The organism is Nitrosopumilus sp. (assembly GCA_029862745.1).
Lineage (GTDB): Archaea > Thermoproteota > Nitrososphaeria > Nitrososphaerales > Nitrosopumilaceae > Nitrosopumilus.
Genome location: JAOTWS010000002.1, coordinates 82496 through 104672, shown reverse-complemented (window position 1 = coordinate 104672; position 22177 = coordinate 82496). Strand labels below are relative to the sequence as shown.

23 protein-coding genes are annotated in these 22177 nt (G+C 32.1%); 12 read left to right on the top strand and 11 right to left on the bottom strand.

Annotated elements, in window-relative coordinates:
- Positions 1–19: 19 nt before the first annotated feature.
- The gene (locus OEM44_02495) at positions 20–577 is read right to left on the bottom strand and encodes a hypothetical protein (GenBank protein ID MDH3515671.1); all 558 of its coding nucleotides are present in this window, start codon (positions 575–577) and stop codon (positions 20–22) included.
- Between the two features lie 54 nt (positions 578–631).
- Between OEM44_02495 and glnA the strand changes: the two genes are divergently transcribed.
- The gene (gene glnA, locus OEM44_02490) at positions 632–2092 is read left to right on the top strand and encodes a type I glutamate--ammonia ligase (protein ID MDH3515670.1); all 1461 of its coding nucleotides are present in this window, start codon (positions 632–634) and stop codon (positions 2090–2092) included.
- On the opposite strand, the gene OEM44_02485 is transcribed toward glnA, so the two are convergent.
- Both OEM44_02485 and thsB read right to left on the bottom strand, forming a co-directional pair.
- Entirely contained in the window at positions 2089–2367 is a 279-nt protein-coding gene (locus OEM44_02485; protein MDH3515669.1) for a hypothetical protein, read from the bottom strand. The two genes, glnA and OEM44_02485, sit on opposite strands and share 4 nt — an antisense overlap.
- A 54-nt stretch (positions 2368–2421) precedes the next feature.
- Positions 2422–4125 (bottom strand): thermosome subunit beta, encoded by a 1704-nt coding sequence (gene thsB, locus OEM44_02480; GenBank protein ID MDH3515668.1) that lies wholly within the window; start codon positions 4123–4125, stop codon positions 2422–2424.
- 103 nt (positions 4126–4228) lie between these two features.
- Between thsB and OEM44_02475 the strand changes: the two genes are divergently transcribed.
- A complete protein-coding gene (locus tag OEM44_02475) occupies positions 4229–5551 on the top strand; it encodes a serine hydroxymethyltransferase (GenBank protein MDH3515667.1) in 1323 nt (440 codons plus the stop codon).
- A gap of 2 nt (positions 5552–5553) precedes the next feature.
- Here OEM44_02475 and OEM44_02470 read toward each other — a convergent pair whose 3' ends face one another.
- Entirely contained in the window at positions 5554–8931 is a 3378-nt protein-coding gene (locus tag OEM44_02470; protein ID MDH3515666.1) for a DNA polymerase II large subunit, read from the bottom strand.
- A 17-nt stretch (positions 8932–8948) separates the two neighbouring features.
- On the bottom strand, positions 8949–9698 hold the full coding sequence (locus tag OEM44_02465; protein ID MDH3515665.1) for a geranylgeranylglyceryl/heptaprenylglyceryl phosphate synthase: 750 nt from the start codon (positions 9696–9698) through the stop codon (positions 8949–8951).
- Positions 9699–9763: 65 nt separating this feature from the next.
- On the opposite strand from OEM44_02465, the gene OEM44_02460 reads away from it, so the two are divergent.
- The 3 genes from OEM44_02460 to OEM44_02450 all read left to right on the top strand — a co-directional run bounded on the left by OEM44_02460 (position 9764) and on the right by OEM44_02450 (position 11152).
- Complete coding sequence (locus OEM44_02460) at positions 9764–10126, top strand: hypothetical protein (protein ID MDH3515664.1); 363 nt, start codon at positions 9764–9766, stop codon at positions 10124–10126.
- Between the two features lie 138 nt (positions 10127–10264).
- Positions 10265–10867 carry a winged helix DNA-binding protein gene (locus tag OEM44_02455; GenBank protein ID MDH3515663.1) on the top strand — a complete coding sequence of 201 codons (603 nt, stop codon included), beginning with the start codon at positions 10265–10267 and terminating at the stop codon, positions 10865–10867.
- A 123-nt stretch (positions 10868–10990) separates the two neighbouring features.
- The gene (locus tag OEM44_02450) at positions 10991–11152 is read left to right on the top strand and encodes an AbrB/MazE/SpoVT family DNA-binding domain-containing protein (protein MDH3515662.1); all 162 of its coding nucleotides are present in this window, start codon (positions 10991–10993) and stop codon (positions 11150–11152) included.
- Between the two features lie 4 nt (positions 11153–11156).
- Here OEM44_02450 and OEM44_02445 read toward each other — a convergent pair whose 3' ends face one another.
- Positions 11157–11546, bottom strand: coding sequence for a hypothetical protein (locus OEM44_02445; GenBank protein ID MDH3515661.1), 390 nt, complete (start codon positions 11544–11546; stop codon positions 11157–11159).
- Between the two features lie 485 nt (positions 11547–12031).
- On the opposite strand from OEM44_02445, the gene OEM44_02440 reads away from it, so the two are divergent.
- Positions 12032–13234 carry an AAA family ATPase gene (locus tag OEM44_02440; protein MDH3515660.1) on the top strand — a complete coding sequence of 401 codons (1203 nt, stop codon included), beginning with the start codon at positions 12032–12034 and terminating at the stop codon, positions 13232–13234.
- Here OEM44_02440 and OEM44_02435 read toward each other — a convergent pair.
- Positions 13211–14656, bottom strand: a complete 1446-nt coding sequence (locus OEM44_02435) for a DNA-directed DNA polymerase II small subunit (GenBank protein ID MDH3515659.1) — start codon at positions 14654–14656, stop codon at positions 13211–13213. The genes OEM44_02440 and OEM44_02435 overlap by 24 nt on opposite strands.
- Before the next feature lie 76 nt (positions 14657–14732).
- Here OEM44_02435 and OEM44_02430 point away from each other — a divergent pair, with 76 nt between their 5' ends.
- A complete protein-coding gene (locus OEM44_02430) occupies positions 14733–15269 on the top strand; it encodes a stage II sporulation protein M (protein ID MDH3515658.1) in 537 nt (178 codons plus the stop codon).
- An 86-nt stretch (positions 15270–15355) separates the two neighbouring features.
- Positions 15356–16282: a plastocyanin/azurin family copper-binding protein gene (locus OEM44_02425; protein MDH3515657.1), complete on the top strand. Its 927-nt coding sequence runs from the start codon at positions 15356–15358 to the stop codon at positions 16280–16282.
- On the opposite strand, the gene cbiE is transcribed toward OEM44_02425, so the two are convergent.
- Positions 16279–16995 (bottom strand): precorrin-6y C5,15-methyltransferase (decarboxylating) subunit CbiE, encoded by a 717-nt coding sequence (gene cbiE / locus OEM44_02420; protein MDH3515656.1) that lies wholly within the window; start codon positions 16993–16995, stop codon positions 16279–16281. The genes OEM44_02425 and cbiE overlap by 4 nt on opposite strands.
- A 2-nt stretch (positions 16996–16997) precedes the next feature.
- Positions 16998–17489, bottom strand: a complete 492-nt coding sequence (locus OEM44_02415) for a hypothetical protein (GenBank protein ID MDH3515655.1) — start codon at positions 17487–17489, stop codon at positions 16998–17000.
- Between the two features lie 73 nt (positions 17490–17562).
- On the opposite strand from OEM44_02415, the gene OEM44_02410 reads away from it, so the two are divergent.
- Positions 17563–19077 (top strand): peptidylprolyl isomerase, encoded by a 1515-nt coding sequence (locus OEM44_02410; GenBank protein MDH3515654.1) that lies wholly within the window; start codon positions 17563–17565, stop codon positions 19075–19077.
- A 2-nt stretch (positions 19078–19079) separates the two neighbouring features.
- Here the strand turns inward: OEM44_02410 and OEM44_02405 are convergent, their stop codons facing one another.
- Together OEM44_02405 and OEM44_02400 are read right to left on the bottom strand one after the other, a co-directional pair.
- Positions 19080–20435 (bottom strand): NAD(P)/FAD-dependent oxidoreductase, encoded by a 1356-nt coding sequence (locus tag OEM44_02405; protein MDH3515653.1) that lies wholly within the window; start codon positions 20433–20435, stop codon positions 19080–19082.
- Positions 20436–20504: 69 nt separating this feature from the next.
- The gene (locus tag OEM44_02400) at positions 20505–21080 is read right to left on the bottom strand and encodes an ACT domain-containing protein (GenBank protein MDH3515652.1); all 576 of its coding nucleotides are present in this window, start codon (positions 21078–21080) and stop codon (positions 20505–20507) included.
- A gap of 125 nt (positions 21081–21205) precedes the next feature.
- Here OEM44_02400 and OEM44_02395 point away from each other — a divergent pair, with 125 nt between their 5' ends.
- The 3 genes from OEM44_02395 to OEM44_02385 all read left to right on the top strand — a co-directional run bounded on the left by OEM44_02395 (position 21206) and on the right by OEM44_02385 (position 22159).
- Positions 21206–21283: a hypothetical protein gene (locus OEM44_02395; GenBank protein ID MDH3515651.1), complete on the top strand. Its 78-nt coding sequence runs from the start codon at positions 21206–21208 to the stop codon at positions 21281–21283.
- 145 nt (positions 21284–21428) lie between these two features.
- The gene (locus tag OEM44_02390; GenBank protein MDH3515650.1) at positions 21429–21647 is read left to right on the top strand and encodes a hypothetical protein; all 219 of its coding nucleotides are present in this window, start codon (positions 21429–21431) and stop codon (positions 21645–21647) included.
- A 140-nt stretch (positions 21648–21787) separates the two neighbouring features.
- Positions 21788–22159 (top strand): DUF3450 domain-containing protein, encoded by a 372-nt coding sequence (locus OEM44_02385; protein ID MDH3515649.1) that lies wholly within the window; start codon positions 21788–21790, stop codon positions 22157–22159.
- The last annotated feature ends 18 nt before the right edge of the window (positions 22160–22177 follow it).

Below are 22177 nucleotides of genomic sequence, written 5' to 3'. Positions count from 1 at the left end.
AAAAAGGCATAATTTTTACCTAATCTTCCCAATGAACCTTAGTTGCAATATTTTTAGCAATTAAGGCCTGAGCATTTTCATATGGAATTGTAGCTATATCTTCAGTCCTGAAAGGACCATATTTTTCAAGGTCAGCACCAACAATCTCATCTACCTCATTGAGAAATCTTATAACCACTTTTTTTGTTTTATGGTTTTGAGCTAATGATTCAAGAAATTTTGATTTTCCATTTATGATTGCAGAAATTATCATTTCAATTCTTTCTTGCTCATTCTCTTGTGAATCAAAAATGAATTTTTCTTCATCTAAAAGATGACTAATTTCCAAATCAGAAGATTTTAAAATTTTCTCGAGTCTGATTTTGATTAGCAATGATGTAAGTTCAATTGCCATTTCTATCATAGTATCTTTAATTTTATTTTCTGTACCATCAAATTCTTGTTTTCTCAAATTTCCAATAAAATCAGATAGATTTCTGTAAAAAGTTGGATCAATTTCTAAAATTGAATCACTTTCAGTTTCTCGTAAAACTATGTGATGTAATGAGTTAATATCAATTTGACTTGATTCTGACATTTCTTACCTAATCCTTAAATGATGGATGTATTTGTGTTTGATTGAAGAATAAAGTTGCCCTATAAAGTCAGTCACGGTAAACCGATTCAAGTAACATATTCGCCTGATGAAGTTTTCGCTAGAATTCAGCATGAAGGCATTCAATTTATTGATCTACAATTTACTGGTCTTACAGGTCATTTTCACCATACAACAATTTCAGCAAATACTTTTACCCCAGAACAAATGAGAGACGGATTACCAAAATTAGATGGTTCATCTATTGTGGGTTTTACAACAATAGATGACTCAGATCTATTACTAAAACCAGATCCAAATACATTTGCAATAATTCCTTGGATGACTGAAAATAAAACTGCTAGGCTTCTTTGTGATATCTATTGGGGAGAAAACAGAGGAAGATTATCAAGAGACCCAAGAGGAATTTCTCAAAAAGCAGAGGAATTCGTCAAAACTCAGGGTTTTGATTTTAGTACATGGGGACCAGAAGTGGAGTTTTTTGTATTTGATAAGGTACATTGGGATGTTTTGACACCATATAAAGGACAATCATATTCAATTGAATCAAAGGAAGCTCCATGGAGTCAATCTGGAGACGGATATCCAATGGGATTGCAAGAAGGATATTATCCAAGTACACCATCAGATACACTTACACCATATAGAAATGAATGTGTGAATATTCTCAACCAAAATTTTGGAATATTATGTGACAATCATCATCATGAAGTTGCAACTGCAGGACAATGTGAAATAGATATCAGATATGATCAAATGACAAATGCTGCAGATGCTGCACAATCGTACAAATATGTAATTAAAAATGTTGCACAAAAATATGGAAAAGTTGCAACAATGATGCCAAAACCAGTTGCTATGGATGCAGGTTCTGGAATGCATGTTAATGTTAGTTTATGGAAAGGAAAGGAAAATGCATTTTTTGATCCAGATGACGAGATAGAATTAAGTCAAATTGGAAGATATTTTTGTGGTGGAATAATCAATCATGCAAAGGCACTATCTGCATTTGGCAATCCTACTACCAATTCATATCATAGACTAGTTCCAGGATATGAAGCGCCGGCATACATTGCATGGAGTTCAGGAAATCGTTCTGCTATTGTGAGAGTTCCAAAACATCTTAAAGGAAAGCAATATTCAAATCTTAAAAGACTAGAATTTAGAGCGCCTGATCCTTCTTCAAATCCATATCTTGTATTTGCTGCAGTAACAGCAGCAGGAATGGATGGAATTAAAAAGAAGATAGATCCTGGAGAACAAATTCGTGATGATATTTTCAAGATGACTAAATCAGACAGAGCTAAAAGAGGAATTGGAGTTCTTCCAAAAAGCCTAGGGGAGGCATTAGATGAACTTGAATGTGACAGAAAATTCCTTAGCCCAATTTACACTAATGATGTAATTGACAAGATTATAGAATTAGAAAGAAGAGATCAACGTGAAATAGCTATTAGACCACATCCACATGAATTTTATCTATACTTTGATGTCTAGATTCTTCCAGTAAACTGAAAGACATAGTATAATGAAATAGTTATTAGACCAAATCCTCCGCCTAGAAACATCATTGTTTTATTCTCAGTTGTTGTAGATTTGTACAATAAAATTCCACCTGCAAGACCTATAAACAATATGAAAACGCCACTAATCACACTATCGAATCTTGTATTTGTAATAATTGGATGAAAGAAGCCAGCAAGTAATGCAAAAAACACTATTAAGTAAACATATTTGAATCCAGTAAGCATTTTTAATGTTGTTTTACTCAATGTTGTTCGTAAAAACAGTAATCAAATAAACTTTTGAAAAATTTTTAAAATAATTTACATCATTCCGCCCATGTCAGGCATTCCACCCATTCCAGGCATTCCACCCATTCCAGGCATTCCACCCATTCCAGGCATTCCTTCTCCACCACCAGGTGGTCCTCCACTAGATTTCTGTGTAGCAATTACATCATCTATTCTAAGAATCATACATGCAGCTTCTGCTGCTGCAGAAACAATTTGAAGTTTAACTGCAAGTGGTTCAATAATGTCACTAGATTTCATATTACCAATCTTTGCTTTCATTACGTCAATTCCAGTCCATTTTTCTCCTTTCTGTTGTTTAGAACGAAGAAGTGTTAGTGTATCAATTGGATCCATTCCAGCATTTTCAGCTAACGTTAATGGAATTTCTTCTAATGCATCGGCAAATTTTTCTGCAGCTAATTGTTCTCTTCCTTCTAAAGATTTAGCCCAGTTTCTAATTTTTGTTGCAGCGAATGTTTCAGGAGCACCTCCACCTGCAACAATTTCAGGCTTTAAAATTACATCTTTTACTACCATTAATGCATCATGAACAGAACGTTCAACCTCATCTACTACTCTTTGTGAACCTCCGCGTAAAAGTAATGTAACAGATTTTGGATGTTTACATCCTTCAATGAACACCCATTTATCCTCTTCAATTTTTCTTTCTTCAACAAGTTCAGCACTTCCTAGATCCTTTTCAAAAAGATCATCAAGATTTGTAACTATTCTTGCGCCTGTTGCTTTTGCTAATTTTGTAAGATCGCTTTCCTTAATTCTTCTAACAGCAATGATTCCTGCTTTTGCAAGATAGTGTTGAGCCATGTCATCAAGTCCTTTTTGACATAAAACTACATTTGCACCAGAACCAATTACTTTGTCAACCATTGTTTTCAACATTCTATTTTCTTCATCTAGAAATGATTTTAGTTGTTGAGGGTTTGAAATGTTAATTTTTGCATCAGTTTCAGTCTTACTAATTTCTAATGCGGTGTTAATTAATGCAATTTTAGCATCATTGATTCTTCTTGGCATTCCTCCATGAACAATTTCTTTGTCAAGAACAATACCTTGAATAATCATTGAATCTTTAATTGATCCTCCTGCTTTCTTTTCTACTTTAATATCATCAATGTCAACATCATATTTTTCACCATTCTTTTCAGCAACAGCCAATACTGATTTTACAATAATATCGGCAAGTAGATCTGAGTCTTTTCTTACAAGTTTAGTTTGCATTGAAGTTTTTGCAATTTTATTTAGAATAGTTTTGTCATTTGGTGAAATTTTATCTGCGATGTTTTCAAGGTATTCCTTTGCTTTTCGTGCAGCTTTTCTATAACCATCAACTATGATTGTTGGATGTACATCTTGATCTATTAATGATTCAGCTTGTGAAAGCAAGGCACCTGCTAAGATAACTGCAGAGGTTGTACCATCTCCTACTTCATTATCAGTAGTTTTGGAAATTTCAACCAGCATTTTTGCAGCTGGATGTTGAACATCGATTTCTTTTAAGATGGTTGCACCATCATTAGTTATAGTAACATCACCTAATGAGTCAACTAGCATTTTATCCATGCCTCGTGGACCTAGACTAGTATGAACGATTTCAGCAATAATTTTGGCTGCAGCAATATTATTCTTTTGAGCATCTCTACCCTTAGTTTCTGAACCGCCTTCTTTTAGTAATACAACTGGCATAGTTCCTTTGGATGTAGCTTGCATACCCATAGATGGGAAAACCTCTAATTCCCCTTTTATACCTTCCAGATCAGATGATATGAAATCAGTATAACATCGGTGTTTTTAAATTGGGAAAATTAAGTTGCAAAACATGGTCAAATCAGCAAATAAAAAATCTTATGATAAAATTTTTACAAAATTGAAGGAACATCATAAATGGTTTGAAAATTCAATTCCATTAATTGCAAGTGAAAATATTCCAAGTCCAGCTGTTAGAGAGGCAATAATTTCTGATTTTGGTAATAGATATGCTGAAGGATGGCCTGGAGAACGGGTTTATGCTGGTTGTCTATACATTGATGATGTTGAATTTGAATGTATGAAACTAGCCAAAAAATTATTCAAAGCACAATTTGCTGACGTGAGACCAATTTCAGGAGTAGTTGCGAATTTGGCAGTATATTCTGCTTTTACTAATCCAGGTGATGTAATGTTAGCACCATCAATACCTGCTGGTGGACATATTTCTCATGGTAAAAAAGAACATTCGGGAACTGCAGGTTTAGTTCACGGATTAGAAATCGAATTCTATCCATTTGATGCAGAAGAAATGACAATTGATATTGACAAAACAAAACAAAAGATAAAAGATCTTAAAAAAGAGAATCGAGTTCCAAAGATGGCAATGTTTGGTGGTTCATTGTTTTTGTTTCCACATCCAGTCAAAGAATTATCAGATTTTCTAAAAAGTTATGATATACATATTAATTATGATGCAGCTCATGTTGCTGGATTAATTGCAGGTGGCAAATTTCAAGATCCTTTACGAGAGGGAGCTGATACTATGACTATGAGTACTCATAAGACTTTGTTTGGACCTCAAGGAGGTTTAGTTTTAGGTTCTGAAAAACACGAAGAAGTAATTAAAAAAGCAACATTTCCTGGTCTTACTAGTAGTCATCATATTCATCATATGGCTGGAAAAGCTGTAGCATTTACAGAAGTTTTAGAATTTGGAAAAAAATATGCAGTTGAGGTTATAAAAAATGCAAAGGTGCTTGCAGAAGCTCTTAATGATATAGGATTCAAAGTATTAGGAGAAAGAAGAGGATTTACAGAATCACATCAGATTGCAGTAAATGTTTTAGATTATTCTGATGGTGGTAACGTAGAAGCTAATTTAGAAAAAGCTAACATCATAGTAAACAGACAACTTATTCCAGGAGATATTAAAGCAGGAAGAAACTATTTCCATCCAGGTGGAATTAGATTAGGGGTTTCTGAAATTACGCGACTTGGAATGAAAAAGAATGAGATGGAAGAGATTGCATCTTTCATAAAACAAGTTGTAATTGATAAAAAGGATCCAAAAAAGATACTTTCTAAAGTAAAAAATTTCAGAAAGGACTTTCAAAAAGTAAAATTTTGTTTTGATAATAAGCTAGGTGCTTATGAATATGTCAAACTGAGATAAATTTAGTCATAATCAGTAAGAAGTGATTGATCTCCTTTACTCTTACCAAATACTAATTCAATTTCATCTGACAAAGCATGGATTCTTCCTTTTTGATATTCTCCTACATTATATTTCTCTACAAGTCTTTTTGCAAGTTTAAGATATTTTTCAACAGAGCCTCTTGTAATTGTAGGAATTAATTTATGACCACAATAACAAGTTTGGATAAGAGGTATTCGACGAAATGATTTTCCACAACCAGTACACCTGAAGTTCTGTCTTGCATATGCTCTGAGATTTCCCATAATGTCTGGAACAAGATGAGTTGAGATAACATTTGAAACAATCTCGGAAGTGTTTACTGCATTAATTAATTCAGCATTTTTTACTTGCATATCAAATTTATCAAGCATAGAACCAAGCGTTGAATATGCACTACGTGATTTTGAAGCGGTCAAAGATGAAGTTGGATGTGTGAAAAAGTAGTCATAGAATTGTCTTTCAGTTTCAAGTCGTGTTTTGATAATTTCAACAGATAAAACATTTGATGCTTTAATCTTAGTGAGTGTAGATTCAAAGAATTCTAATGAGAGGTATTTTGTAACTTCAAGGTTATGAGCTTGTGGTTGAGATTCATGTGGTAAAACAAGTGGTTGTATAAGTAATGGTGCATCCATTAATCCACCTATTCTATCGGAAAGGAATTGTCTTGAGAAATTGAGAAGACTATCCATTAAAAGCATGATTGAATCAGCATCACCATCAGCATCTCGTCTTTTTGCAGAATGCCAATTAGGTGTTGCAAAACAAACATGTGTTTCTGTAAATCCAATTATTCGTCCAACTATTCCAACAGAAGTATGTGGCGCTAAACCAATTATTAGATGTCCAATTAGATCTTTAGAGTTTTGAACATTATAAAATGAAGAGTGACCATAAAATTTTTCTAAAAGAACATCTATGTATTTACAAGTAGATACTAGATAATTTCCACTTTCATATGGTATTATCACATCTTGCATACGAATCTCAATGATCTGATCCATGTGCTCAAGAGGTTTTCCATCAATATCATAAGAATATCCAAGTTGTTTTAATTTTTTAATAGAGGTTCCTATCCATGATGGTTTGAAATGAGTTAGTGGGGAATTTGTTGCATCAAATCTAACAGTTCCATCTTTGAATGTTGTTAGTCCAAAGTTTTGGCGTGCAAGTCCCTTTTCAAGAGGTTCAGCAATTTTATCTTGGTTGATTAATTCTTTGACTCCTTTGTATGGTTCTTTTGCACGAAGCCCCATTTTTTCTTGAGCTAAAAGTAATCTTTTTTTTAATGGAAATTCTTTATGTGAATGAGTTGGTGCTTTACGTTTACATTTATGACAGAATGGCTCAATTAGATCATCTCTGCAATTTGTACATCTGTAAGTAATTGTCGTTTTTGTACCACAAATGGAACATTTTATACCAATAGAAGGTTGATTGCACTGATTACAGTGTCTATTAAAAATATCAGCAAAGAAATGTTCATTTCTAGATGCCTTGAGAAGATCTCTAGTAGGGCCACCTTTATCACTAATTGGAAATAACACATGTGTTGGAGGTTTCATTTGTCTGGCAGCTGCTTTTTCAGGTCTTCCTATTCTAACCCCAATTGAGGTTGAGAATTTATTATTTATTTTAATGCCAGATGTTTGTGTTAAAATTTTTGGGACTGATAAATCAGTGATAATTGGTTTTTGTCTGAATAAAAGGTTAAAGAATATTTTTGCCTCTTGTTCTTCAAGAATAATTATTTCATTTTTAACTTTATGGGGAACACCCAAGTCTTCAAGAATTTGTTTAATTTGTATTGGATATTCTATCGATGTAGAGTTGACCTTATTGGGTTCTAAAAGTTTGTTAAGTTCATCTGATGAAATACAATCCCAGTAATACAGATAGTGTGGATGTAATGGAATTTGAAAGTCAAGAGAGATTTTCAGTGCTTCGTCAATTGTAGGTATTTTTCTTAAAAATTGATTTAGATGTTGGTCATAAGGTTCGTATTTTTGAATTTTTTGTTTTAGTTCCTCAATCCAAAATTCTTCAACGTAACCCGAAGGTACAAGTTGAGCATTATTTTCAAGAAAGTCCCCAAATGAAATCAATATATCGCCTAAATGGAGTATTTTTTTAATTTCATTTTTGATTTCTAATCCATGTTTTACATCTTTAATTTTTACTACATCTCCGTTTTTCAGACGAACAATTGGGGTATCTATTGAATCTACAAATGCAACAGTAGCACCTTTTCCAGGAATATCTATTTTGATTTGTGTGCCTACAACTATAGTATGATCAAGAATTTCAGCAATTACAGGATGAATCCCAACTGCCGCGAAACCAGTATTACATGCTCTCCCATATCTTAATCGGAATCCTCCTAATTTGTTAGGCATAGATAAAACAGATCTGCCAGTGATTACTTCTCGCATTCTTTTAGCAGCAGCATCTTCTTGATTATCACCAGTTTGAACTGCACCTTTAAGATCATTAAGCCACTCCCATCCATCAAGATTGTATAATTCAATTCTTTTTAGTAGTTTTTTAGAGCGTCCAATTAATCCATCATTTAAAACACGTAATGCACCTCCTCTAACTCTATCAGTTTTGATACGAGTCATACCTTTGTGATTTACAACCTCATAAGGATCAGTATCCACACCATCTAGTTCTACAGGAAGATTAGATATGACACGTTCAATATCTTCATCTAAAATATGGAATTGAAAGCTACTTGCTTCTCTTTCATAGATTCGTAATTCTTCAACAAATCTGCCTGTTTCATCATCAAAAGAGTTAGCTTGAAATTTTGATAATCCAGCAATTTTTCTAACATGATCTGCAATTAGCATTGTTACAGCAGATTCTGTACCTCCTGCTGAACGCATAGGCCCTGCGATCGAAACAGAAAGGTATTCTGTACCGTCTTTATTTTTCTTAATTTTGACTTCATTAATTCCTTGTAATGGTGCAATCGTGACACCTTCTGTAACAATTGCTAACCCAACACGAACTGCAAGATCTAACTTCTCTTCTAAAGATGCATTTTGTAATGAATATTTTCCTAATGCAATTTCTTTTGAAAGAATTAATGCTGAGAGTTCTTTTCCATTTATTTTTAGTATTTCTCTGAGTGGTTCAGCAATATCGATTTCGTGCATTTTAGCAACTCTGTCTGCTAAATCAAAAGCAATTTTTGGCTCAATAATTCCTGAAGAATCAACTAGACTAGATTTTGCTTTTGCTGCATGCTCAAAGATAGAATATGTATCAGATGAAAGATTTGAGTAGTATTCACGATAATAATCAGGCATTTTAATACCATTGATACGGGAAATTGCATTGTTTTCAGACATGATAATTGTTCTATTACTTACTTTTTTTGAATTGCTTTTGATATTTGCTCTAGTTTTTTAATACTTCCACCTTTTTCAAGGAATGTTCCAATAACTAAAGCATTAGCTCCTGCTTTAACCAAATTTTGAGCAGTTTTAACATCTCTAATTCCCCCTCCCACAATCAGAAAGCCATTAAATACATGTCTTACAGCCTTGACCATTTCAGGTGTAACATTGGTTTTTGCACCAGAGCCCGCCTCTAAATATACAAATCTCATTCCAAGAAATTGTGCTGCAAGAGCATATGCAGCAGCAATTTTTGGTTTTTCAAATGGAATTCCTCTTGCTGAACCAACAAACCAAGCAGATGTTCCATCTCCTATTACTAAATAAGCGGTTGGAAGTGGTTCTAAACCAAATTTAAGAACACTTGGAGCACCTAAGGCCTGTGCTTGTGTGATGAAGTAAGGATTCTCTGAATTCATTAATGAACTAAATAATATTGCATCAGCATCAGGTACAACACCTGTAATGTTTCCAGGAAATAGGATTACTGGAATTTTAATTCCTTTTTTAATACCTTTAACCACTTGAGCCATTTCAATCTGATCAGACGCGGAAGAACCTCCAACTAAAATTGCAGAAGCCCCAATTTTTTCTACATCTTTAGCTAGCTTGCGTGATGCTTCTAAATTTGATACTTCTGAATCAATTAATACAAATAGTAATGCATTTTTCTTTTTTAATTCTAAGTTTAAGAATGTCTCAATTTTATTTCCAGCCATAAATGAAATTTGTACATGGCTCTTTAAAGTTTAATTGGAATACCGATATACAGATTTGTATAGCTATGAACGATATTGAACAATCCAAATTTAATAATATTATTAGTAAAATTATCAAAAAATCTCTGTTTACGGAGCGACAAATTGAAATTATTTTAAATCAAAAAGATCTTTTAGAATCTAAATTTTCTATAACAAAAGGTGCCTATTACAGGCAAGTTAAACAATCTAGAGAGAAATTAATTGGATTGTATTACTCAATCATACTTTTACGTGGTTTAGGCATACTTTTACCTGATGATATAGATGTGATATCCAAACTTTCCGAACAAATTAGTGTGATTAATGAGAGTGATATATTTCCTGAAAGAGAAGATGAAGTCATTAGTGTGATTGATAAGCTTGTTCGTCGTGCATGTAATATGTGATGTATGTGTGAGTAAATTAAGTACAAAGTTGAATTAGGTGTGATAATAATTGTGATTGTATGTGTGAGTTTGTCAATCCAAAGTGTGAAATAATATTGTTCAATCACAATAAATCACAATTTAGGCGTAAAAGTTGTGATGTTAATAGAAATTCCTGAACCTGAAGTAATTTTAGGTGTGATTTTGGCATTTTTAATTGGATTAGTAGGGTTGTATTCATACTATAAAGTACGTCCATTTGTAAAGCCTAGAGGCGAAATCTATGATGCATCACAATCTGAACGTCTAGAGTATTATGAAAAACAGTTAATTGATATGAAAATACGCCTAGATGCATTAGAAATACAAGAAAATGAGCAAAAAATAGAAGATCCTAATCTAGAACTAAAGCAGTTCTTAGAAAAATTAGCAAGGAATGAAGTTCAGGAAAATAAGAGTGAAAACACTAACAAACCTGAAGTTATTCATGAAAAACCTGTTTCTCTGCCTAGCGTTCCTCCTCCAAATCACATAAATCCAATAGATTATGTGTTGCATTTAATCACAAACAAAACTATGACATCACGTGATATACAAATCACATTAAAACGTAGTAGGGAACATACTTCAAGATTAATGAAGAAGTTATTTGAAGATGGATATGTACAAAGAAATACTGAAACTAAGCCATATACTTATTCAATTACCAAAAAAGGGATAGCAAAAATAGAACAAAGTGAATTAAACCCAGCAATCACATAAGTTCTTTTACAAAATAATTTGTAGTGTTTTAGATTAATTATAGTAAAATAGGCCTAATTTTATATTTAATTATTAATTATATATTTTAATAAATTATATATATTAATAAATTATAATGGTAATATGTCAGTACAGGAAAATGAAGTTTTAGTAAAAATCACTTCGGCTGGTACAATTTCAATCCCTAAACAATTTAGAAAATATATGGATATTCAAAAAGGTGAATATGTTAAAGTAATTCTTGGAAAAGATAGATTAATAGTAAGAAAAGTGGTTATTTCTTAAGTAATTAATGTTGATTTTGGCCAATTTTAATGGTTTGGTAAGTCCATTCACGACCTGTCCTAATTCTATCCACCCTACCTTTTGAAGAAAATCTAGACAAATATGTAGAAATTATACTTAGTTTTACAGGTTCATTAAATTCATCTTCATATTTTTCAAGAATATTTGTGGATGTAAATTTGCCCATTGGGAAAAATTTATCCACAATATACCAAATTTTAGAGCCAATTGAGTCCATATTAATTGTTTCTGGTAAATCTTCTTCAATATTCATCAAATCCATCATCTCAAATATTTTAAGGACTTTTTCTCTGGTCACATTGCCTTCTAGTTTAATATCATAACGTGCACCGTCTGCATCCTCCATACCTATTCTAATACGTTTTTTGGCCATCGGTCGGATCTACAAAGTCAGATGTTAACAGTTCAATAGATCCGATCATGTTTGTTAACAAAATAGTTTGTTAACATTGACTGCGTAAGCCACGCCTGACCTATTTTTTGTTATTAACACAGGTTTATCATTAAACATTCTAAGATAGATTACTTTTACGCCTGGAGTGGAAATGAAAGGGTCAAAATAAAGGTATTAACACTGTTAACATCAATCTTAACGCCTGGAGTGGAAATGAAAGGGTCAAAATAGGCTTTTTTTGAAATTTCTTAACATCCCATTAACAAAAACGTTAACTCAAAAAACTAGATTTACCCACACACCAATATTTCCACTCTGTCTTTTTTTATTTATTTTTTTTTAGAAATCTAAAACTAACTAAAAATAATTAATTACAAACTAAACTACAATTACTATTCTATACTATACCCTCATAATTCAGATATGAATATGATAACATTGGTAGGAAATGAGGGTGTGTGAGTATGTCTGATCCTATTGAAAGAATGCTTGATGCAGCAGAATCTGGAAAATCTATAATAAAAAACAGAGACATTCTTCATTTCACATACATTCCAAATACCATTCTACATAGAAATTCTGAACAAGAACAAGTCACACAATCCTTATTACCAATACTAAAACAATCTAGACCTTCTAATCTTCTAGTTTATGGAAAACCTGGGACAGGTAAAACATTAGTAGTTAAAAAAGTACTTTCAAAAATCCAAGAAAGAGTTGAAAAAACTAATTTTCCAATTAAATTAATATATTCTAACTCAAAAGACGAAACAACACTATATGGTTTACTTGTTAATCTAGGCAGGCAACTAAACCTGACTGAAAAGGAATTACCCTCAACAGGTTTGGCAACAAGTGAGGTCTTTAAGAGACTACTAAATAAAATTGATGAAGACAAACTTAATGCCATTTTTGTAATTGATGAGATTGATTATCTTGCCCAATTAATAGCGAAAACAGGTAAAGATATTTTATATCAATTTACGAGAGCAAATGAACGTCTAAAACAAGGATCTTTGACTTTGGTAGGAATTTCAAATGATTTAACATTCAAAGAAAAACTTGATCCTAGGGTAATCAGTAGTCTTGGTGAAGAAGAGATTGTATTTACAAATTATAATGTAGAACAAATCAAAAAAATTCTTGAAGAAAGAATTCATGATTCATTTATAGAGAACTCAGTTGAAGAACCAGCTTTAAATCTATGTGCAGCCCTTGCAGGGGGAGAACATGGCGATGCTCGTAGAGCAATCGATTTGATTCGCGTTGCTGGTGAAATTGCAGAAAGACAACAATCTGACAAGGTTACAATTGAGCATGTTAGAGAAGCAACTCAAAAAATTGAGGAAAATAAAGAGGAAACATCCCTAAAATCATACCCACTTCATGAAAAATTAGTGATTATTGCAATAATGAAAGCAAATGGATCATCTACAGGAGAGATTTATTCATCATACAAAAATCTCTGTAAAATAGTAGGACGCAATGAACTTACTCAAAGAAGAGTCACACAAATGCTAAGTGAAATTGAAATGTCTGGAATTATTTCCGGACGAATTATCCATCAAGGAATACATGGTAGAACTAAAAAATACAAACTTACGGTCTCATCTGAAATGATAAAAAAATCCTTCAAAAACGAGCTAACTTTGCAAGATATTATTTAAGTTTGAACTATAATTTTCATGAAAAACTTGGAAAGTTTTCAAATTTACCATAATAGCTATTCCTGGATTTGGAGTCATTCCTACACTTGCCTGAAAAGGAGTTTGTTTTTGCCATGAACCTGAATTAATTAACAAAATTCCTTTGTACATATCTAACTCTGCTCTATGAACATGTCCAACATGAAAAATATCTGGAATATCCTCAATAACTAAAAAATCCTCTATTTCAGGTGCTATTGGTGTCTGACTGCCATAAATTGGACTCAAATGTCTTGCTCTAAGAAGGTGTTTCATAACATTTGTTGGTTTATCATAACTTAATCCAGGTGTGGTTTTTACTATATCATCAATACTTTGTCCATGAAACATCATTACTCTTACACCATTCAATGAGACTACCGCAGGATTTCCAACCATTATCACATTCTCTCTATCCCATAAACCTGAATTGTATTTTTTTGGTATAGCAGGTTGTGGCAATGCCCTTCTTCCAGGATCGTGGTTTCCAGGCATAATGACAATCTTTATATTTTTTGGAATTTTATCAATCAAATCCTCTACCTTTTTTAATTGCTCTTGAATGGTTAAACAAATCAATTCTTTATTCTGATTTGGATAAATTCCAACCCCATCAACTACATCTCCACCAATTAGGACAAAACGAATTTTTCTAGCAGTTGGATCAGGACTAGATATCCATGAAATAAACTCTGCAAACTCCTCCTCCATGAAATATTTACTTCCAATATGCAAATCTGAAAGAAATACTGCGTATGCTTCAGTCTCTGATTTGTTTTTGACCTGTTCTGGAATATCTGGCAAGATCAAATCTTTGATTATATATCCTGAATTCTTTGCTAAACCTACTCTTGCCATTACAAATTGATCAATTAGAAGAGTTCCTGCAGTCTTTTGCAGCTCATTATCAAAAACAATTCCTTCAAATGAGCCTGAAGGGTCCTCAAGAACCAATTTTGTGATATTTCTTTCAGTACTTCTGACTGATACAAGACCACATACATAAACATCATCATCATTTTTTGTAGTTTTAACTAATGCTGCAGATTTCAATAATCTTGATTCTGGTCTATCTGAAATAATTCGTTTAAGTTTGTTAAAACGACTTGAAAATAAAGCATTATAACCTTTAACTCCTTCACCTGATGTTATCTTGTTGGTTGGTTCAAATATCACTTTGATTTCATTTTGAAGTGTCAAGTCCTCCTTAATTCCGAGATAAGTCTCTAAATCATCCTGGTTAATCTGAAATAGTTTTTGTTTTGTTTTCTGTCTTACTATTTCCTTTATTATCCTCTCTAATTTTTTTACATCTACATTTTCTAATATTTTAAAAGCATCTGGATGAATTTGGAATCCTTTGTTTAATGCATAGTTTAATGCAAAGGATAATTCCTTTTTCATACAAAAAAATATAATTTGGTTTAATTAAATCTGCGCCTATACTAACCCTCAAATATTGTGTACAAGAAATGCTATTGTGAATAAAGTAAGAATAATCACATTTTTCATTTTTATGGGAATTTTTGCTGCTGCTTATCAAATTGGCTCTATGTCTTCAGTTAGTGAAGATGAAGCCAATATCTTCATGTCTGAGTTTGAAGAACTGATATCTGATATTGATGCTATTGGAATCTTTGCTCACAACGTAACTATTGCATTACCCATGTTTATCCCTGGATTTGGAGTTGCATGGGGACTTTTTTCAGCTTGGTCTACGGGATTTGCCTTTGCCTCGATAATTGTTGTTGCTCCCCAACTTGAAGATATTCCACCACTTTCAATTCTTTTCTTATCTCCTTTTGGATTAATGGAGCTTGTTGCATATTCGTTTGGAATCTCTAGGAGTTTTATTTTGATAAGAGCTATTAGCAAAAGGATCAACTTAATTCCATTTATCAAACCAACATTAATTGAAATTGGAATTGTTGTTGGGCTTCTATTAACTGGTGGCTATCTTGAATTTTACATGATAGAATTAGCTCAAGAACAAGGTGTCGTTATGCCGGATTTATGATTATTAGATTTTACCTATGAATTTGCCTATTCAGTCTAAAATAATTTAGTAGTAAATTATAAACCAAATTTAAGAAGAAATTAATCATGCAGACAAGTATTACTCTACTAACATTGCTTGTTGTTTCGTCAGGATATTTTATAACTGAGTCATTTGCTGAAATTTCTGAGAATCAAGCATTTCTTTTGGAAGGTTCTGGATTTGCCGTAAGTGAAGATTTTATAAGAATATCTGAAATTGATCTTGGTTTGTCTTCTCAACAACAAAAAGGAAGTACAATTAACTTTCTTACAGAAGATGGTTTTATTACATTAGATGATGAAGAATTTATCATCTCTAAAATAGATGGAAAGTTTTTGCGTGAGGGTCGATATATTAGAATTAATGGAAACATTGAAGACTCAAACGGGTTTGATACATCAATTAACTTCTTTGGAAGACTAGTTGAAGAAAGTAAGAATGCATCCGTTTATGGTTTTACAGGCAGAATTACAACTCTTGATGATACTTTCAAAATAATTTACACAACAAAATTATCAACATTAACTAAAATAACTCCAGTTTCTACAGATTCAAAAAAATCTAATGAATTAACAGTTCATATTCTCAAAGGCTCATCAACGCAAGGTGTTGATTCTTACATTGGTACTGGTTCAGTTAAATCAGATACAACATCAACTCAAAGCTTTATAGATGGATTTAGATTGAGATATTTCTCACAAGATAGAATTTCAGTTCAACCAGGAACTACAATTACTATTGTAAATGATGATACTGTTCCACACAATATTCTAAGTGGTACGGAAAATTATGGATCTCGTTATGATAAATATACATCAGATGGTAGAATATCAACAGGGGAAATCCTACCTGGAAAATCAATTAGTGTAACATTAAATGATGCAGGATTCTATAGGCTATATGATCCTAATTATCAATGGATGGGAATTGTAGCATATGTGTTTCCAAATAATGATAATGTAATTCTAGGAACAGGCAACAAACAAAATTAAATTTCCCATTGCCATCTATAATTTATGTATGAATCTAAACTTGTCTGATTAAACACCATTACAGACAAATCGGAAAATTCTTTTCCTTCCAAATCTTTTACAGTTCCTACGAAATCAGTCTCATTTTCAGTTGTTATTGCCTCATAAACATGAACTTTTATTCTATTAGTATCAAAACCATGTTTTCGGAGATAAACTGCTATCTCAGATGGCATAAAATGTTTGTCTGGTTGTTTAGGCCACGGCCTTGGAATCAAAACTACACTAAATCCATCAATTAAGGCCTTTTGCAATTCTAATTTTTTATCCTCAATTGAGGTGGTAACATGCATTGTAATTACTTTGGATTTATCAAGAGGAATCTTCGCTCTTGAAGCTGCAACTTGAATTGAGCTAATTCCTGGTATGATCTCAACTTTCCCAAAAACTTCTATTAATCGATCTACTACTTCTGATTCTGAAAAATTAACATCTCCAGTAAATGGAATTACCAACGTCCTATCCTCAAGTTCAGGAAGAATTTTTTGATATGCTTCCTCCTGATTATTCATAGTAATTTCATAGATTTCTTTCCCTTCAACCAAATGCTCGATAGTTTTAATGGTATACTTGTAACCAATTATTATATCACAATTTAATATAATTTCTTTTACAATTTCTGTAACGTATTTTGGAGAACCAGGTCCAACACCTACAGCAAAAACTTTTCCCAATTTTACTTTGTAAATTTCTGTCTGTCTTTAATATATTTCACAAAAGGTTCCCAGTCCACTTTCATGTACTTTGTAGGCTCTTTTGCAGGATATTTTACCCAATCTTGGGCTATAGAATACTGGAATTTTTCTTGTTTTCCATCTTTTTGATATTCTAGTAATAATGAACTTCCCCAATCTTTTTCTTGATAACTAATACTCGAAATATCATCAAATGATAATTCTACATTTCTATTATCTTCTAAATCATTCATTAATTGTTCTTCATCATATCCATCATGATGAATCATCGTGTTTTTTGATTTGATAAAATTAATCACCTGTCTTTGAGTAATGGCCTTCCACCAATTTATCTTAGCCTCTGTTTTATGTATAAACATTAGATGTTTATCCGTAAGTAATAGCATACCTTCTCTTCCACCTATTGAAAAGAATTTTTTAGATTCTCTCCACACTGAAACTAAATGCGCCTGAATCTTTTCATCAGGTTCCATGTTGGATAATTTATTGGACTTTGTTAAAAACTAATACAATTAGCTTTTATGTAAGGAATTTTAAAAAAATTTATTGAACAAAATTTTTCTAACATTAACAGTATTATTACTTTTAATTAGTTTTGGAAATTATACATTTGCTCAAAATAATGACAAATTAGTTATCTTGGAAACAAATCTTGGAAATATAGTAATAGAGTTTTTTTCAGATGATGCACCAAATCATGTTGCCAACTTTATCAAATTATCTGAATCTGGATTCTATGACGGAACTATCTTTCATAGAATAATTCCTGGTTTTATGATTCAGGGTGGTGATCCTAATACAATTAGTGGTGATCCAGATACTTGGGGGATTGGTGGTCCTGATGAAAGAGTAAATGCGGAATTTAATACAATAAAACATAATCGTGGAATTGTTTCAATGGCAAGATCACAAGATCCAAATAGCGGAGGATCTCAATTTTTTGTTGTCCATAAAGATTCCAATTTTCTTGATGAACAATACACTGTATTTGGTAGAATTGTAACTGAAGAAAGTTTTCAAACACTCGATAAAATTGCCGCAGTTGAAACAGGAAGTAAAGACAATCCAATAGATCCTGAACAAGTCAGAATTACAAAAACTACCATAGTTAACCGTTCTGATGTTTCAAATATCCTCGAATTATCTGAACCAGAACGTATACAATCTTCAGTTATCCAATCAACTGGTAATCAAAAATATGAAAATTCTGAACACGAAATCAGATTTAGTGTACCTGAAGGATGGTTATTGCAACAACCCGATAAAACACAACCAAATTCTCCTGATGTTGTTGCAGTCGGACCAAAAACTGGTGTAATAAATCCAGTTATCTCTTTAACAATACAAGAAACTAATCAAAAATCTTTAGATGATCTCATTACTGAAAAAACTATAGTAATACAATCCGCTATTGACTCAGGAAACTTGAATATTATTTTACAAGAAAAAACAATTGTTAATGGATATGAGACATATGTGACTGATGCAGAAGGACTATTTTCTTCTAACAATGAACAATATGATGTTAAATTTAAAGAAATTATGTTTTATGATACTGAAAAATTTTACACACTTGCTTATAGTAATGGTGTCGATGATTTTGATTCACAACTACCAAGATTCATTGAAACAATTGACTCCTTTGAAATATTATCAAATGATCCCCCTCCTCCTAAAAATGAAGACGTTGAAGAAGGTGGTGGGTGTCTTATTGCTACTGCAACTTTTGGCTCTGAATTAACTCCTCAAGTTCAACAATTAAGAGAATTTAGGGATAACATACTGTTACAAACAAACTCAGGAACTATATTCATGAACACATTCGATAGTTTCTATTATTCATTTAGTCCTATTATTGCAGATTATGAAAGAGAAAATCCTGTATTTAAAGAGGCAGTAAAGGTCACCATTACTCCCATGTTGACTTCTTTATCAATTCTGAATTATGTTGATATTGATTCTGAACAAGAAATGTTAGGCTATGGAATTAGTTTGATTTTATTAAATATGGGAATATATTTTGCCGTACCCACAATAATTATTTTTAAAATTAGAAAATAATTTTACCAAACATCATCAACTTCATCAAGTAGTTTGTATTCTTTTTCAGTTTTATCTTTCATTAGTTTTAGTCTTGAAATATCTCTATCAAAGAACAAGTCTATGGTCCAATCAAGAAATACACGTATTCTTTTATCAAGCGTTGCAATTTTTGAAAGGTATACATTTCTCCAAATTAACCAGGCCCAAAATCCTGAAATGTTCATTCCTAAAAATGTAGCAATCCCAGATCTTTTTCCGATAATTGCCATTTGTCCCTTAGAATGATAAACAAATTTTTTTTTCTCTGAATTTTTGATTAAAGATATCAAATTTTTAGCAGCAACCTTTGCTTGAGCTTCTGCAATTTGAGCAGTTGGAGGAAATGGCCTTTGAGTTTCAGGATCTAAAAACAATGCGCAATCTCCTATTGCAAAAACTCCTGGAAAATCTGGAACTTCAAGAAAATCATTAATGATTAATTTTCCCTTATCCGTCTTGAACATTGATCTCTTGATTGTATTAACAGGGGTAACTCCTGCAGTCCAAATCAAAGTCTTTGTTCTAATAGAATCAATAACTGCATCATCAATAGAATCGTTTGGAGCTGGATCTACTGTTTTTGTAGTTACTTCATTCCCATCAAAACTAGTTACTGCAGTTTTTAATCTAATGTCTATTCCTCTTTCAACCATCTTGTCTTTTGCAAAACCTGCTAATTTTTGATTAAATCCAGGTAGGATCATCCCTAATGCTTCTAATACAATTACTCTAAGATCTTTTTTCTGAATAGTTGGATAATGTTTTCGTGCATCTAAAAGAAGGTCCATTAATTCACCTGCAGTTTCAATTCCTGCAAAACCGCCTCCCACCACAACAAAATTTAAGAAACTTTTTCGGAGAATTGGATCAGTCTCATTTTCTGCTTGTTCAAGCATATCGATAACTCTGTTTCTTAATACTACTGCATCATTGAGTGTTTTCATTGTATATGCATTTTTTTCAACATCTGACATTCCAAAAAAGTTTGTTTCACTTCCTAATGCAACCACTAAAAAATCATAATGAATTGAGATACTTCTTCTATCTCCTGTACCCCATAATGTTACTAGTTTTCCATAAGGATCGATATTTTTTACTCTACCCTCATAAAATTTTGTATTCTTGCATATTGTCCTAATTGGCAATACTATATGCCTAGTTTCAATCATTCCAGATGCAACTTGAGGTAGCATTGGTGTAAATAAGAGAAAATTATCTTCACTTACCATTAATAGTTCTATTTTAGAATTATTCTTAAACTGTGATTCTAACTGTCTAGCACATTCTACTCCTGCAAAACCCCCACCCAAAATCACGATCTTCTTTTTTTTAGCCAATTACGCTCTCTCCATAACCTGACTGAATATATGCTATAAGATAATCTCTCCTAAAATCATTAAATTTTCTTAAGTTCTTATGATATCCGAATGTAAGATATCATATGCTTTTAATGAATCCCTCTCGTTTAAAATAATAATGATGTGTTCTTGGCTGAAAAATGCATTAACTAATTCTATCCCATTAGCATGTAAAACTTCAGCAACATAGGATACTATATCAGATTTATTCTGAAAATTAGGTATTGAGATTCTAATTTTTACAAGACCTGTACTAAATACATCATCACTATTTGAAAAATTACTAAAAATCTGTCTAACATCTTCTATAAGAAATCTAAAGGAATCAGCCATTCTAAAAAATTTATAGTTGTTAGTTACCTTTGAGAATTGATTTAAAATTGTAGTAGGATCCATCTTATTTGATTCCTGTACTGAAAATTTAATATCCATAATTCCATCAGTTAATGACAACCTAGCATTTTTCAAAACTGATTCTTCTTTAACTTGTTCTTTATTTTCAAATGAATCAGAATATCGTTTAATTGCAACTACCACTGTATGGAGATTAACGGAATTCCCTAGAATCCTTTCAATCTCTGGTTGAATCTTTACTGCTAGTGCTGTGTAGTTAATCAAATCCATTAGGAAGATTTGATAGAATAATTAAAGTTCCAAATCCTGACTCTAAAGGAAGAAAGCATATCTTTGAGATTCATACCAAAAAGAAACCACTTGATAGTGATGTAGATATTGCAAAACTAGTAGAGATTACAGACGGTTTCAGTGGAGCAGAAATTGTTGCTATAGCAAAGAGCCGCACTCACTGCTCTGAAAAGATATGTTGAGGGTAAACCTGAAAATGTCAAAGAAATCCAAATTATGCAACAAGATCTTATTGATGCAGTAGATAAGATAAAGCCTCAAAAGAAAGAGGCACCTCTCATTCATTCTATAAAATAGTCTAAATACTAATGAAGATGAGGGAATACAATGAAACTCTATCTTGATTTTGATCCTTGCCAGGAATGCAATACAATGATGGCAGAATTGAGTAGCCCAAAAATGTTATTTGCTGATGAAAAGACTAGAGCAGATGAATCTGCAAAATTTCTCAGGCATTTAACATATAATCACAATGAAGTTGTTCAAGCAGTTATGGAAGATCTTCCAAAACAAAAAAGAGATCAAGAACCTGATTTCTACAAGTAACTCTTTTTTATTCTATAAAATTAATAATCATATTGATATACAAAAAAATCCTAATATTTTTGTGAAACAATAAAATGAAATCCACGTATCTTTTTGGCTTATCTGTCATGCTCTTTTTTCTTAGTTCCTTGCAAATTACTATGGCATATGAAACAGAACAAGAACCAGAACCACCAAAAATTCCTGAACCTTCTCCAGAACCAGAACCAATCAAAATTCCAGAACCCGTACCTATTCCTAATCCATTTCCAGAGGAATCTAATTCAGAAAAAATTAAAAGATTAACAGAAGAAAATGATAGACTAAAACAACAAAATTCTAACTTTCAAGATCAGATAACAAATTTGAAAATCGAAAATTCAAGATCAGAATCTAAAATATTAGAGCTTGAAAAAACTATTCAAAGTCTAAAAGAAATCACAATGGAACAAATTCGTGTAATAATGGATTTAGTAAACAGATTAAAAGATATATCATTTGAGAAAATATTTTCTCCTATAATTAATTTGTAGGAATTTTTTTAGGATTAA